Annotated in this window: 13 protein-coding genes; 10 read left to right on the forward strand and 3 right to left on the reverse strand. The window is 60.6% G+C overall.

Annotated features, from left to right (window positions below):
- Positions 1 to 1,209: 1,209 nt before the first annotated feature.
- Positions 1,210 to 1,479, reverse strand: a complete 270-nt coding sequence (locus tag TU76_RS13315; protein ID WP_048351816.1) for a hypothetical protein — start codon at positions 1,477 to 1,479, stop codon at positions 1,210 to 1,212.
- Between the two features lie 691 nt (positions 1,480 to 2,170).
- Positions 2,171 to 2,956, reverse strand: coding sequence for an enoyl-CoA hydratase (locus TU76_RS13320; RefSeq protein ID WP_019827398.1), 786 nt, complete (start codon positions 2,954 to 2,956; stop codon positions 2,171 to 2,173).
- A 143-nt stretch (positions 2,957 to 3,099) separates the two neighbouring features.
- Between TU76_RS13320 and TU76_RS13325 the strand changes: the two genes are divergently transcribed.
- The 10 genes from TU76_RS13325 to TU76_RS13370 all read left to right on the forward strand — a co-directional run bounded on the left by TU76_RS13325 (position 3,100) and on the right by TU76_RS13370 (position 14,498).
- Complete coding sequence (locus TU76_RS13325) at positions 3,100 to 3,873, forward strand: SDR family oxidoreductase (RefSeq protein WP_019827399.1); 774 nt, start codon at positions 3,100 to 3,102, stop codon at positions 3,871 to 3,873.
- Positions 3,874 to 3,926: 53 nt separating this feature from the next.
- On the forward strand, positions 3,927 to 4,904 hold the full coding sequence (locus TU76_RS13330) for a bifunctional MaoC family dehydratase N-terminal/OB-fold nucleic acid binding domain-containing protein (protein ID WP_019827400.1): 978 nt from the start codon (positions 3,927 to 3,929) through the stop codon (positions 4,902 to 4,904).
- 12 nt (positions 4,905 to 4,916) lie between these two features.
- Entirely contained in the window at positions 4,917 to 6,050 is a 1,134-nt protein-coding gene (locus tag TU76_RS13335; protein ID WP_048351817.1) for an acyl-CoA dehydrogenase family protein, read from the forward strand.
- On the forward strand, positions 6,022 to 6,441 hold the full coding sequence (locus TU76_RS13340) for a MaoC family dehydratase (protein ID WP_019827402.1): 420 nt from the start codon (positions 6,022 to 6,024) through the stop codon (positions 6,439 to 6,441). Before TU76_RS13335 ends, TU76_RS13340 begins: the two co-directional genes overlap by 29 nt.
- An 18-nt stretch (positions 6,442 to 6,459) precedes the next feature.
- Positions 6,460 to 7,638, forward strand: coding sequence for a lipid-transfer protein (locus tag TU76_RS13345; protein WP_048351818.1), 1,179 nt, complete (start codon positions 6,460 to 6,462; stop codon positions 7,636 to 7,638).
- A complete protein-coding gene (locus TU76_RS13350; protein WP_019827404.1) occupies positions 7,639 to 8,808 on the forward strand; it encodes an acyl-CoA dehydrogenase family protein in 1,170 nt (389 codons plus the stop codon).
- A gap of 130 nt (positions 8,809 to 8,938) precedes the next feature.
- Positions 8,939 to 10,129, forward strand: a complete 1,191-nt coding sequence (locus TU76_RS13355; RefSeq protein ID WP_048351819.1) for an acyl-CoA dehydrogenase family protein — start codon at positions 8,939 to 8,941, stop codon at positions 10,127 to 10,129.
- An 11-nt stretch (positions 10,130 to 10,140) separates the two neighbouring features.
- Positions 10,141 to 11,301, forward strand: coding sequence for an acyl-CoA dehydrogenase family protein (locus TU76_RS13360; protein WP_048351820.1), 1,161 nt, complete (start codon positions 10,141 to 10,143; stop codon positions 11,299 to 11,301).
- Positions 11,302 to 11,338: 37 nt separating this feature from the next.
- Complete coding sequence (locus tag TU76_RS13365) at positions 11,339 to 13,027, forward strand: class I adenylate-forming enzyme family protein (RefSeq protein WP_048351821.1); 1,689 nt, start codon at positions 11,339 to 11,341, stop codon at positions 13,025 to 13,027.
- 88 nt (positions 13,028 to 13,115) lie between these two features.
- Positions 13,116 to 14,498: a DUF1329 domain-containing protein gene (locus tag TU76_RS13370; RefSeq protein ID WP_401016403.1), complete on the forward strand. Its 1,383-nt coding sequence runs from the start codon at positions 13,116 to 13,118 to the stop codon at positions 14,496 to 14,498.
- An 84-nt stretch (positions 14,499 to 14,582) separates the two neighbouring features.
- On the opposite strand, the gene TU76_RS13375 is transcribed toward TU76_RS13370, so the two are convergent.
- Positions 14,583 to 14,939: a VOC family protein gene (locus TU76_RS13375; protein ID WP_019827409.1), complete on the reverse strand. Its 357-nt coding sequence runs from the start codon at positions 14,937 to 14,939 to the stop codon at positions 14,583 to 14,585.
- Positions 14,940 to 14,949: the final 10 nt, after the last annotated feature.

A 14,949-nucleotide genomic window follows, 5' to 3' on the forward strand; every position in this document is an offset into this window, starting at 1 on the left:
TGAAATGATGGTTTCGCTCTTACAGCGAGTCACTTTGCAAAAGCGGCAAAGTAACCAAAGCGCTTTCGCCCCCGCGTACGGCCCTCGCTGCGCTCAGGTTCCCTCATTCCGGTCCCGCTCCGTGGGCCCGCCGTGACGGGCCATCCCTGGCCCAACACGGCTCTCCCGGCATCCATGCCGGTCGACCCACTGCGCAGAGCCTCCTCTCGGCCTCCCGAAGGGCAGACAGATCAAAAACCAGTGCAAAAACAAGATCAACTGCCCGCCGAGGCGGCCTTGTATGTTGGCGCTAAACCGTTTTTCGTAGGGTTCTGTGACGTCTGCGATGCATTTTGCTTTTGCTGGAGCCACACGAATGTCCAGACGACGCGAATGCCCATCACAGAAGGCCGAACGCAGGTGCTGTTATGGGGGTGGCGCGGCTGGACGCCGCGCCAGCCGCGATGGGCCATGGATGGCCCGTCGCGGCGTGCCCCCATGACAGTGCCGGAGAGAGGGAACCACCGAGCCTGGGCGAGGCGGCCGTATGGTAGGGCAAGCCTTTTTGGTTACTTTTTCGGCGTCTGGAAAAAGTGACCCGCCGTAAGGGCGGAACCCGTAGAAAGTCGTGACATATCGAATGGATATGGACTCGGCATAGGTGCGGGCGCTTCGCAAAACAACGGGCACACGGGGTACATATCCGGCATTCGCGGTTAACTGAAATGATGGTTTCGCTCTTACAGCGAGTCACTTTGCAAAAGCGGCAAAGTAACCAAAGCGCTTTCGCCCCCGCGTACGGCCCTCGCTGCGCTCAGGTTCCCTCATTCCGGTCCCGCTCCGTGGGCACGCCGTGACGGGCCATCCCTGGCCCAACACGGCTCTCCCGGCATCCATGCCGGTCGACCCACTACGCAGAACCTCCTCTCGGCCTCCCGAAGGGGCGGGCAGATCAAAAACACTGCACCCCGAGGCGGCCGACCGGCCGGCCAGGTTGGTGGGTTGCATTCACGATCCGTAGCAGCTGACGAGCCGTGCGAGGCTGCGCCACTGCGACGCAGCAGTCGTGAAATCGGCTTGCACGGTTAATCAGGCACTGCGCGTATAACTGTTTTGCGACCGCTGCGCGATCGAACGTAGCCTCGTTATACTCGTCAACTGCTACGTAGAGGGATAGACGACGAATCCTGTAGACGCAGCCGTCGTATAACCCTGCACTGGGGGGTTTTTCTATGCAGGCTGCAATCGCCAACCCAACACATTCAACACGTCACAACCATCTCGCAGTAGCAGCGCAGCCGCCGTGGCAAGATGTTTGAGATCAACCGAATCTGCCTGCTGCAATTCGCGGCTGGAGAGTGTTTCCATAAGTTGGGTTGCCGCCAGCATACGGGCCACGGCGTTGGCGTGAAGCACATCGAGGGGCGTATTGCGGTCGATAAATAAGGCGGGGATGGTGCAGTCGATGGCGGTTAGCGGAATAAATGGATGTTGCGTCATTAGTGATGCTCCTTGTTGCTGGGTTGGAACCACACGCTAACGTCGCCAAACGAAAACAGGTGGCCGCTGTACGCGGGTTGGCGAACCGGTAGAACAAGGAACACCGGCAGACCCGAAGATCTCCCACGTACAGCTGCCATAAAGCATCGCGATGCAAAATACACGCTCTGCCATATATCACAACAGCCCAACGTAACCATTGTTCAAGTTCCAGGTCGCCAAACCCGGTCGCCTTATTGGCGAGGGCTGACTATAGGCGTCGTGCCGATACCTCAGCAATTGGCAAACCTGTGCGAAAAATCCTGAAAGTTCGTAGTGGGGCTGGTGATGTGCGGGGCCGCGATTGGGGGCTGTGGTGATAACTGGCAGACCGGGTACATATCCCGCATGGGTACCTAACTGGAATATGGATTTCGCCCCTCCGCTCGGCCTCCCGAAGGGGCGGGCAGATCAAAAGCACTGCACGCCGAGGCGGCCGACCGGCCGGCCTGGTTGGTGGGTTGCATTCACGATCTGTAGTCGCTGACGAGTAGTGCGAGGCTGCGTTTGGCTTGGTGCGCCACTGCGACGTAGCAGTCGTGAAATCAGCTAGCACGGTCAATCAGGCACTGCGCGTGTACTGGTTTTGCGACCGCTGCGCGCTCGAACGCAGCCTCGCACTACTCGTCAGCGACTACAGGGGGCGCAACGCTCAATGCCCTTCAAACCGTGCTGCACGTTTCTCGATAAATGCCTGCATCCCTTCTTTTTGATCCCTGGATGCAAACAGCAGCGCATTGGCCTTGCGCTCAAGGGCCAGCCCGGTCTCCAGCGGTGCGTCCACGCCCGCCAGTATCACTTCCTTGATTTGCTCGGCAGCCAGCGGTGGCATGGCGGCGATCAGTTGGGCCATCTCCAGTGCATATGCCTGTACCTGTTCATCATCGACCACGTTACTCACCAACCCCGATATCCAGGCTTCGTCAGCCGTAATCGGCTGCCCGGTCAGGGCCATGCGCATCGCCTTGGCCTTGCCCACGGCACGCACCAGCCGTTGGGTGCCACCAATGCCCGGCATGATGCCAATGCGTATCTCGGGCTGGCAAAACCTGGCGCTGCGCCCGGCCACGATGATGTCGGCCAGCATCGCCAGCTCGCAACCGCCGCCATAGGCATAGCCGCACACCGCAGCAATGACAGGTTTTGGACAATGCTGGATCGGCGCCCAGACCCGCTCGGTGTGGCGCTGGTAGATATCAATCGGGCCGACGCCAGCCATGCTGTTGATATCGCCGCCAGCGGCAAACACCTTGTCGCCACCCGTCAGCAGGATGCAGCGCACCTCAGGGTTTTGCCCCAGCTCTGTGAAGTAGCGTGACAACAACGCCTGCAACTCAAGGCTCAGGGCGTTGGTGGCCTGGGGGCGATTAAGGCGCAGGAGAGCAACGCCCGGGGTCGGGAATTCAAGCAATACCGGCGCGGCAGATGGGTCTGACATGGGGTTCCTCGTTAACAGGGGCTGTCACCACAGCGTGCGCTGGATTGTTGCGTTCACCCGGTTGTGCTTCATCGTCCGTTCAGACGACGAGCAGCCCACGGATTGTCCCTAGAGTGGCTCCATCAGTAGAAAAGGAGCACGTCATGGGCCAACTCTCAGGGCTGGACTACAGCGGTAAGGTGGTGCTGGTCACCGGCGGTACAAAAGGCATCGGCGCGGGTATCGCCCGCAGCTTTCTGCAAGCCGGGGCGCAGGTGATTGTGTGTGGCAGGACAACACCTGAAATGTTGCCCGCGGCAGGCTCGAAGCAGGCGATTTTCATGGCATGCGATGTGCGCGACCAGGAATCGCTCAAGGCGTTGTTCGATGGCATTCGTGCTGACTTCGGTCGTCTCGATGTGGTGATCAACAACGCCGGCGGCAGCCCGCCCGCAGAGGCTGGCAGCGCATCGCCACGTTTCCACGAAGGCATTATTCGCCTCAATCTCATCGCCCCCTTGAATGTGGCGCAACAGGCCAACGCCCTGATGCAGCAACAGGCCGAGGGCGGCTGCATCGTGTTTATCGGCAGCATCAGCGCCTTACGCGCATCCCCGGGCACTGCGGCTTATGGCGCGGCCAAGGCCGGGGTATTGGCGCTGGTGCAATCGCTTGCGGTGGAGTGGGCGCCGAAGGTGCGGGTGGTCGCGGTCAGCCCGGGACTGGTACGCACCGAGCAGGCGCACCTGCATTACGGCGACGAACAAGGCATTGCAGCCGTCAGCGCCGGCATTCCGGCCGGGCGCATGGCACTGCCTGAAGACATCGGCAATGCCTGCCTGTTTATCGCGTCGCCCATGGCCGGCTACGCCAGCGGCTGCAACTTGTTGTTGCACGGCGGCGGCGAACGGCCGGCATTTCTGAGCGCTGCGCACTGACGACCTTCAGCGGCGACCACGGGGTTGCTGCACTTGACACGCAGGAGACGAACTTGGCTGATTCTCAATTGCTAACCGACGTGCGCGCCCTGGTGGGGCGTGAATATGGTCGCGTCTACGCCTGGGACGAAGTCAACGCCCCGATGATCCGCCAATGGTGCGAGATCATGGGCGTGGACAACCCGCTTTACACCGATCCGGCCTTTGCCGCCACCAGCGTACAGGACGGGCTCGTTGCGCCGCCTGCGATGCTGCAGGTGTGGTGCATGGAAGGCTTTCACCTGAACAACTACGCACCGGGCTCGACCACCGAAAACCCCTATGAAGTGCTCAAGCTGATTGAGTCTTATGGCTATGCATCAGTGGTGGCGGTGAACTCCGAGTTGACCTTCGAGCGCAATCTGCGTCCGGGCGAAAAACTCTATTACACCACCCGGCTGGACTCGGTAGGCGACGAGAAAACCACCGGTCTGGGCACAGGTTTTTTCGTCACGCTGGTGATGAACTACTTCGTTGAACACAAAAGTGGCGATGAAGCGGTGGGGCAGTTGCTGTTTCGCGTATTCAAGTTCCGCCCGGCCAACAACCACACGCCGCAAGAAGCACCGACCAAGGTCGAGGCAGCCCCCGCAGTCAAGCGTCCCAAGCCGGGCATGAGCGATGACACCCGTTTCTTCTGGGAAGGTTGTGATGCGGGCAAGTTGCTGATTCAGCGCTGCACCCAGTGCCAGACCCTGCGCCATCCGCCGGCGCCCGTGTGCATCGAATGCCACTCGTTCGATTGGGACAGCGTGCAGGCCAGCGGCCGTGCCAGCCTCTATTCGTTTGTGATCATGCACTACCCCGAAGTGGCGCCGTTCGACCATCCCAATCCGATTGGCCTGATCGAGCTGGAAGAAGGGGTGCGCCTGGTGGCCGGGCTTACGGGCGTCAAGCGTGACGAGCTGAGTATTGGTCAGCCCTTGCAGCTTGAGTTCCAGACCTTCGACGGCGAGCTGACCTTGCCCATGTTCCGGCCTGTGGTCGAGTAAGGAGAGGGCAGCATGGATTTCGAATTCACCGAAGACCAGAGCGCCATTGCAGAAATGGCCGGCAGTGTATTTGCCGACTATTGCACCGATGACCGCTTGCGTCAGTTCGACACCCGCGAGCAGGCCTACATGGAGCCGCTGTGGCAACTGTGCGTAGAAACCGGCCTGCAAGCCCTGGCCATCCCTGAAGCTCAGGGGGGCAGCGGGTTGGGCATGACCGAGTTGATGCAAGTCCTTCAGGCCCAGGGTCAGGCGCTGGGGCAGGTGCCGTTGTGGCGTCATCAACTGACGGCCGCGACTCTGGCGCAATTTGCCGATCCCGCCTTGCAGCCTTGGGCGGTTGAAGCTGCGGCCGGGAGGAGGTTGCTGACTCTGGATTTGAGCGGTTTGTACAACGCCCAGGGCATTGACCTGAACGCTGTAGAAACGGGCGCAGGATGGTGCATCAATGGTCGTGTTGGCGCCCTGGCGCTGGCCGAGCAATCACAGGCGGCATTGCTGCTGGTGAGCGTTGATGGTCAGGCGCGACTGGCATTTGTCGAGCTGGCAAGCAAGACCATCAAGCATCTACCCGGACGTATGACCCACGGTGAAGCCATTGCCGATTTGCATATCGACGGGCTGCTGATCAGCGCCGAGCAGTTGCTCCCGGCAGCCGCTCTGAGCTGGCTGGAGCCACGGGCCATTGCCTCGCTGGCGGCGCTGCAACTGGGCGTCAGCGCCGAACAGATTCGCCGCACCGTGGAGTACGTCACCGAGCGTCGCCAGTTCGAGCGCAGTATTGGCAGCTTTCAGGCCGTGCAGATGAGCATGGCTAACGCCCACATCGCCCTCGAAGCCTTGCGCAGTTGCCTGTGGCAGTTGTGCTATCGCCTGGATGCCGGTCTGCCTGCGCCGAGCGAAGCATTGGCCACCGCCTGGCAGGCCTGTGAAGCGGGGCATGTGATTGGGCACAACGCCCAGCACGTACACGGCGGTATCGGCGTCGACCTGACGTACCCGATGCATCGCTTTCTCTACTGGAGCCGCGCTTTGGGCTGTGCCCTGGGTGGATCGGCAGCAAGCCTTGAACGCCTCGGCGACTGGCTGAGCCATAACGACAAGCTGGGATGGAAATATGACCTTGCAGAACACCAAGCGCTTTGACGACGTGCGCCCCGGCGAAACCCTGCCGGAACTGGCGATCCCGATCACCGTGGGCCTGGTCACCGGCGGCGCTATTGCCACCCGCGACTACTTTCCCGGCCACCATGACCTGAACGCTGCCCAGGCCCTGGGCTCGCCGCACATCTTCATGAACATCCTCACCACCAATGGGCTGGTGCAGCGTTATGTCGAAGAATGGGCCGGCCCCGAGGCACGTTTTGCCTCGCTGAAAATCAAGCTTGGCGCGCCGAACTACCCTGGCGACAGCATGACGTTCAATGGCGCGGTTACCGGTCTGGACGCCGCCACTCGCACGGTGGAAATCACCCTCAGCGGCAAAAATTCCATGGGCAACCACGTGACCGGTACGGTCGCGCTGGTTCTGCCCTGATCGCGGGAGACAGCACACATGACGCAATCGACACTTTCCGGCAGCGCTGCCATTGTTGGCCTGGGCGCGACCGAATTCTCGAAAAACTCCGGGCGCACTGAATTGCGCCTGGCGCTTGAAGCCACGTTGGCTGCGTTGAAAGACGCCGGTATCGACCCGTCCGAGGTTGAGGGTTTCAGCTCGTACTCGGTGGACAAAGTCCCGGAATACGAAATCGCCCGCTTGCTGGGTTGCAAGGACGTCAAGTTCTTCTCCCAGGTGCCCCACGGTGGCGGTGCGGCCTGCGCACCGATCATGCACGCGGCCATGGCCGTCGCCACGGGTGTAGCCAAAGTGGTGGTGGTTTACCGCGCCATGAACGAGCGCTCTTGGTATCGCTTTGGCAGCGGCAGTTACGGCTTTGCCTCCACACCGATCTTTGAAAACGTGAACTACGGCTGGTACATGCCGCACGGCCTGCATACCCCGGCTTCATGGGTCGGCATGTTTGCCCAGCGCTATATGCACACCTACGGCGCCACCTCTGAAGACTTCGGTCGCGTGGCGGTGGCCGTTCGCGATTTTGCCGCCACCAACCCGGCTGCATTCTTTTACGGCAAGCCGATCACCCTGGAAGAACACCAGGCCTCGCGCTGGATCTGCGAGCCGCTGCACTTGCTCGATTGCTGCCAGGAGTCAGACGGTGCGGTGGCCATGGTGATTACCTCGGCCGAGCGCGCCAAGGACCTGCGTCAGAAGCCGGTGATGATCAAGGCAGGCTCGCAAGGGATCACCTCGGGCCAGCAAATCATGACCTCGTTCTACCGCGACGACATTACCGGGCTGCCGGAAATGGGCGTGGTCGCCAAAGAGCTGTATCGCCAGTCGGGCCTGGGTCCGGAGGCGCTGCAAACCGCGGTCATTTACGACCACTTCACCCCGTTCGTACTGCCGCAACTCGAAGAATTCGGTCTGTGCGAGCGGGGCGAAGCCAAGGAATTTATCCGCGCCGGACACCATGCCCGTGGCGGCAAGTTCCCGATCAATACCCACGGCGGACAATTGGGCGAGGCCTACATTCACGGCATGAACGGCGTGGCTGAAGCGGTACGTCAGGTGCGCGGCAGTGCGGTCAACCAGGTCGATAACGTGGAAAACGTATTGGTGACTGCTGGCACGGGTGTTCCCACCAGCGGCCTGATTCTGGGAGCAGCCTGAATGTTCGTCGACCTCACGCCCGAACAACATGCCCTGCGCCTGAAGGTGCGGGATTACTTCCAGAACCTGATGACCCCGCAGTTGCGTGAGCAATTGCGCGGCAAAGAGGGCGGCGAACTGTACCGCGACACCATCCGCCAGATGGGTCGCGACGGCTGGCTGGCCGTGGGCTGGCCCAAGGAGCACGGCGGGCAGGGGTATGGTCCCACCGAGCAATTTATCTTCTTCGAAGAAGCCAATATCGCCGGTGCGCCGCTGCCGTTCGTGACCATCAGCACAGTGGGCCCGGCGTTGATGGCCCATGGCACCGAGCTGCAAAAGGCCAAGTTTTTGCCGGGCATAGCCGCAGGCGAAATCATCTTTGCCATCGGCTATTCCGAACAGGATGCGGGCAGCGACCTGGCCGTGCTCAAAACCACGGCCCGCCTTGAAGGTGACGAGTTTGTGGTCAATGGCAACAAGCTCTGGACCTCGGGCGCCGAGTCGGCAGATTACATCTGGCTGGCAGCCCGCACCGACCCTGAGCGTCCACGGCACAAGGGGGTGTCGATCCTGATTCTCGACACCCAGGCGCAAGGCTTTGCAACCACGGTGATTCCGACCACCAGCAACCCGACCGCGGCCACCTACTACGACAACGTACGGGTGCCCAAAGACATGCTGGTCGGTGAGTTGAACGGTGGATGGAAGCTCATCACTGCCCAACTGAACCACGAACGACTGGGCCTGGGTGCCTGGTCGGACAAGGTTGTCGGGCTATATCGACGGGTTCTGATGTGGGCCAGGGAAACGGATGAAAACGGCGCACGCGCCACCGACAAAGCCTGGGTGCGCGCGGGTCTGGCGCAATGCTACGCCAGGCTTGAAGCCATGCGCCTGATCAACCTGCGCATTGCCGCTGATCTTGAACGTGAGCGCATGGACGTGGCCCTGGCCTCGACCACCAAGGTCTACGGCTCGGAATCGGCAATCGAGATTTTGCGCGTATTGAGCAACATCGTTGGCGCCAATGGCCTGGTTCGTGGCGGCTCGGCGGCGTCGTTGCTGCAGGGCGAGCTGGAGTACGAAGTGCGTGCCTCGGTCACCCTGACGTTTGGTGGCGGCACCAATGAAATCCAGCGTGAGCTCATAGCCCAATTCGGCCTGGGCATGCCGCGCACCCAGCGCTAACCATTGCCGACAACTGTAGCCGCTGACGAGGTACGAGGCTGCGACAAGGGCCGCAGGCCCTTCAAAGCCACCGGGGCAGCTGCGCAGCCTCGTACCTCGGCAGCGGCTACAAGAACTGAAAGGTAGAGAAATGAACGCGATTGACCAGTTCAGAGAGCAAACCCGCGCTTGGCTTGAAGCCAATTGTCCGCCATCGCAGCGCAAGGCCATACCTGAAGGCGAATTGGTGTGGGGCGCAAGCGAGGTCGAGTTTCCCAATGCCGATGCTCAGCTGTGGTTTGAGCGCATGCGCGACAAAGGCTGGTTCTGCCCGGACTGGCCAGCCGAATACGGCGGTGCAGGGCTAAGCCCTGAATACAACGCCGTGCTCGAAAGTGAGCTGCGCCGCCTCAAGTGCCGCCCGCCGCAAATCAATCTGGGCATCTGGATGCTCGGCCCGGTGCTCCTGGAATTCGGTAGCGAAGAACAAAAGAAAGACCTGCTCACCCCGATGACCCGCGGTGAAGTGCGTTGGTGTCAGGGCTTCTCCGAGCCCAATGCCGGTTCTGACCTGGCCAGCCTGAAAACCTGCGCCCGCGATGCCGGTGATCACTTTGTGGTCGATGGCAGCAAAATCTGGACCTCCTACGGGGACAAGTCGGACTGGATGTATGCGTTGGTCCGCACCGACCCCACGGCCAGCAAGCACGCGGGCATCAGCCTGATCGTGCTCGACATGAAAAGCCCGGGGGTGAGCGTTGCGCCGATTGATTTGATCAGTGGCAAATCTGCGTTTTGCCAGGTGTTCTTCGATGGGGTCAAAGTCCCGAAAAGTCAGTTGATTGGCCCGTTGCACGGTGGCTGGAACCTGGCCAAGCGCCTGTTGCAGCACGAACGCAAAGCCATGTCCAAATTCGGCGAGTTCAGCTTGCCGACACACTTCCATTTGTTGCCGTTGGTGAGTCAGTACTTGCCAGAACCTGCGGGGCATAGCGAGTCAGCGTTGGTGGCGCGTGCTGTGGCCAGTGCCATGAATGAACACAGCTACAACCTGACTGTACAGCGCATGGGTGAAGAGGCCCGTACCGGGCAAGACGTCAGCGGGCTGATGTCGATCATGAAACTGGTGCACACCGAACAGGAACGCGACAAGTTCGAAGTGTTGCTGGACGTCATGGGCTATCGCGCATTGGGCTGGGACAAGGGTGCTTTCAGCCCTCAAGAGCTGGCCATCACACGCGGCTGGTTAAACAGTTTCGCCCTGACCATTTCTGGTGGTGCCTCAGAAATTCAGCTCAACGTGATCGCCAAGCGGGTCCTCGGCCTGCCTGACGTGAAGTAAGGAAACACACCATGAACCTGCTTTATAACGATGATCAACGACTGTTGGCCGACAGCGCCCGCGAGTTTCTGGCAGCGCGTAGCCCGGCCTCCCGCCAGCGTGCCCTGCGCGATGAGCCTCAGGCCAACGGGTTTGACACCCGACTATGGCAAGACGCAGTAGCGTTGGGCTGGAGTGCTATCCCGTTCCCCGAAAACCTCGGTGGACTGGATTTTGGCTGCATGGGCCTGGGCCCTATTTTTGAATCCATCGGTTGCAATCTCAGCGCTTCGCCGCTGCTCTCAAGTGTGGTGCTCAGTGGCTCCTTGCTGCACTTGCAGGGCAATGCTCAGCAGCAGGATTGCTGGCTGTCGGCGACCATTAGTGGTGAGCGGCGCCTGGCGCTGGCGCTGGATGAGCACCCGCGTCACAACCCGGCACGGATCTCCTTGCAAGCGGTGCCCAATGGCGATGGTTACAGCCTGACCGGGGATAAATATTGTGTGATCGATGGGGTGGGAGCCGATGGTTATCTGGTGGCTGCACGCACCGGCGACACGTCGCCTTCCCAAGCCCACATGAGCCTGTTTCTGATACCCGCAGATGCTCCGGGGCTCACCGTCATTGCGTTACCGCTGATTGACTCGCGTAACCATGCACGCCTGCAGCTGGAGCAGGTACAGGTCGGACCGCAAGCGCTGCTCGGCGAAGCGGGATCTGCCATGCCTGCATTGGATATTGCACTGGATCGCGGTCGTGTGTGCCTGGCTGCCGAGATGCTCGGTATGTCAGAGAAGCTCTTCGCGATGACCCTCGATTACCTCAAGACCCGCGTCCAGTTTGAGGTGGCTATTGGTTCTTTCCAGTCGCTGCAACATCGCGCTGCGCAGTTGTATGTCGACCTGGCACTGGCGCGCAGCGCGGTGATGGCCGGTCTGGCAGCGCTGGACGACACACGCTTGAGCGAGGTCGAGCGTCAGCGTCTGGCCAGTCTGGCCAAGTGGAAGGCCGGGCAAACGGCGATCAAGGTCGTGAATGAAGCGGTGCAAATGCACGGCGGCATTGGTGTCACCGATGAGCTGGATGTGGGCTTGTATCTCAAACGGATCCGGGTGGCCCAGGCAAGCCTGGGAGATGCCGATTATCACTGCGAGCGCTATGGCGCTCTGGAGCTGGCGCACGCGCACGCTTGAGCCTGTAGCGAACTGTTCGAGTCTGGAGAATAACAAGATGAAACTTGAGCAATGGCAGAGCGCCTGGCAACAGTTGATTGGTGCCGGCTCGCCTTTTGAAGTACTGACGCCGCCGGAAGGCGGGCCGAAGTATTTTCGGCATTGCGCCGCCAGTGTCTGGGCTGCCATCGACAGCGGTCGGGTTCACGCAGATCGCGAGTTTCTGGTGTGGGAGCAGCAACGACTCACGTTCAGCCAGTTTTTCGATCAGGTGGATCGACTGGCCGGGCAACTGGTGGAGCGCTTTGGTCTACACAAGGGCGACCGTGTGGCGATTGCCATGCGTAATCAGCCCGCCTGGCTGGTAGCGTTTGCCGCTATCCAGCGATGCGGTGCGGTGTGCGTACCGCTCAACAGCTGGGGGCTGCGTGACGAACTGTTTCATGGTTTGCAGGACAGCGGTGCGTGTTTGCTGCTGTGCGACGAGCCGCGCTTGCAGTTGCTTGCCAGCGACCTGCGTGATCAGGGACTGGCAACCATTGTGGTTGGCCTGAGCGAAGATACTCAGCTGGAGGAGCACTGCCAGCGTCTGGAAGACCTGCTGGCTGCACCGGCCTTAAGCACTCCGGTGCAAACCGTCAGTGCCAGCGACCCGGCCATGATTCTCTACACCTCGGGCACGACCAGCCTGGCCAAGGGTGTGTTGTCGACCCACCGCGCTGTCTGCCAGGCGCTGGTTGCGCTGGAGTTTCAGGGCGCGTTTTGCGCGGTCAGTTCGCCGGAGCGCATCAGTGTGGTGATCAACAGCGGCTATGCCCCCACCACCTTGATGGCGGTGCCGTTGTTTCATGTCAGTGGCTTGCATGCGCAGTTTTTACTGGCCTTGCGCAGCGGTCGGCGCCTGCTGCTGATGTACAAGTGGGACGTGGAAAAAGCCTTCGACCTGATCCGTGACGAGCAGTGCACCCAATTCAACGGCGCGCCGGTGATGATGCAGCAATTGCTCACCTCGCCACGCTTTGGCAGTCCTGACACGGCAAGCCTGTTTGGTCTGGGACTGGGCGGGGCGGCACCGTCCAGCAGCCTGTTGGCCCACCTGACCCAGCGCAAACCCGAAGCGGTCGGCGGCAGTGGTTATGGGCTGACCGAGAGCAACGGGATTTGTGCAGCGATTGGCGGTGATCAGTTTGTCTACAAGCCGTCGTCAGCGGGCTGGCCCTTGCCAATTGTTGACGTGCGCATCGGCGACAGCCCGAATCGCCCCTTGCCCAGCGGGGTCAGCGGTCTGATCTGGGTGCGCTCGCCAACGCTGATGAGCGCGTACTGGAACCTGCCTCAGGCCAGTACCCAGACCTTGCAAGAGGGTTGGCTCGATACCGGCGATATTGGCCTGCTGGATGACGAAGGTTTTCTCTACATCACCGATCGGGCCAAGGATCTGATCAACCGTGGCGGCGAGAAGATTTCAGCGGCCGAGGTCGAGTCCTGTGCCTGTGAGATGCCCGGTGTAATCGAAGCCGCCGCCTTTGCCGTACCTGATGATGTGCTGGGCGAGGTGGTGTTTCTGGTGGTGCGCGGCGACCCGGCCTCAACCCCGGACCGCGATGCAGTGCGGGGTTTTATTGCGCAGCGCCTGGCGAGCTTCAAGGTCCCTGCACAGATCCATATCCAGCACACACCGTTTGCCCGGAATGCTTCGGGCAAGATGCTTAAAAGCTTGCTCAAAGAGCTGTTGGTAACGGCCTGAATAGTCTTTGTGGACGATGTACTCGCCTGTGAATGGCGAAGAATGGACGCATACCCCTCAGCAAGCTAATTCGCGTAGGAGGCAATACATGAAAATAACAAGAACAGGCGTAATGCTCGCAGCCGCCATAGCTGTCAATGTGGCAGCCATCGGTACGGCATCCGCTCAGGTATCTCCCGCAGAAGCGGCCAAACTGGGTAAAGAGCTGACCTGTGTAGGGGCCGAACAGGCGGGTAACGCAGCCGGGACAATCCCGCCGTATACCGGCAAGTACCTGGGCGAAGTACCGGGCTGGAACCATGTGAAGTTCTCGGGCGGCCAACCCGTTGACCCCTACGCTGCGGAGAAGCCGATCCTGGTGATCACCGCGCAAAACATGGCGCAGTACGAAGACAAACTGACCGAAGGCCAGAAAGCGCTGCTCAAGCGTTATCCGACCACTTACAAGATGAATATCTACACCGGTCATCGTGATTTCCGCTACCCGGACTACGTGTGCAGCCGCGCCATGAGCAACGCTTTGAACGCCAAGCTGGTGAACGATGGCATGGGCATTGAAGGTTTGGGCCAAGTGCCGTTCCCGATCCCGAAAAGCGGGATGGAAGTGCTGTGGAACCACCAGCTCCCGGCCCGTGCCTGGACCGAAGAAAAAACCAGTGACCTGGCGTCTGTACTGCCCAATGGCAGCATTGGTTGGGGGCGTGCCTATGGGCGGGGCCTGTCACAGGCGAACTCGCCGACCGTCGAGCCCAAAACCGAAGGCAAGATTCAGGCAATGGGCAACAACACGACCCTGAAACCTGCACGTGACAACGGCGTGATCAGCATTTCCCACGAACCCTATGACTTCCAGACCAACCCGCGTCAGGCCTGGAGCTATAGCCCGTCTACCCGCCGCGTACGCTTGCTGCCTGGCTACGGCTACGACCAGCCGATGATCGGCACCAACGGCACCATGACTGTCGACGAAGACCGTTTGTTTAACGGTTCGCCGGAGCGCTTTAACTGGAAACTGATCGGCAAGCGTGAGATCTACATCCCGGCCAACGCCTACAAGCCCAACGCTGGCACGGTGAAGTACGCCGACATGCTGACGCCCAACCATCCCAACCCAGACTTGATGCGTTACGAGCTGCGTCGTGTGTGGGTCCTGGAAGGGGACCTGAAAGAAGGCTATCGCCACGTCTACGGCAAGCGCGTGCTGTTTATCGATGAGGACACCTGGAACTCGGTCATGGCGGACAACTACGATGCCCGTGGGCAGCTGTGGAAACACGCAATGGTCAACTATTACTACCACCCGGACATGAGTGGCTGGCAGGCGGGTTCGCAGTTCTTCATGGACTTGAACTCGGGGCAGTACACCGGCTACGGCATGACCAACGAAGCCAAGAAAGGCCCGATCCTTAACGAAGGCAAATTCACACCTGACCAGTACACCGCTGATGCGGCACGTGCCATGGGCCGCTAAAACGCTCGCGGTACGTTGCCAGTGACAGCAAAAAGCCCCGTCAGTTAATGCCTGGCGGGGCTTTTTGTGTTCAGGGTTGGCGATTTATTCGCCTGCGGACCAGATCGCCAGCTCATAGCCGTCCAGGTCGCAGAAGTGGAAACGGCTGCCGCCCGGGAACTTGAATTCAGGTCGCGTAATCCGGCCGCCAGCGGCAATGACCGCCTGCTGTGCCCGGGCCAGGTCATCGGCATACATGATGATGAGCGGACCCCCCGGGCGTACGGCCTCGCCCGTGGTGAAGCCGCCGCTCAGGCGGCCATCGCTGAACTCGGTGTAGGTGGGGCCGAAGTCAGTGAAAGTCCATCCAAATACGGCGCCATAAAACGCTTTGCTGCGCGCTATGTCGTGGACATTGAATTCGATGTTGTCGATCTTGTAGTGGCGGCTGTCTAGGGTCACGGGCATCTCC

Origin of the sequence: Pseudomonas psychrophila (assembly GCF_001043005.1) — a bacterium.
Classification (GTDB): Bacteria; Pseudomonadota; Gammaproteobacteria; order Pseudomonadales; family Pseudomonadaceae; genus Aquipseudomonas; species Aquipseudomonas psychrophila.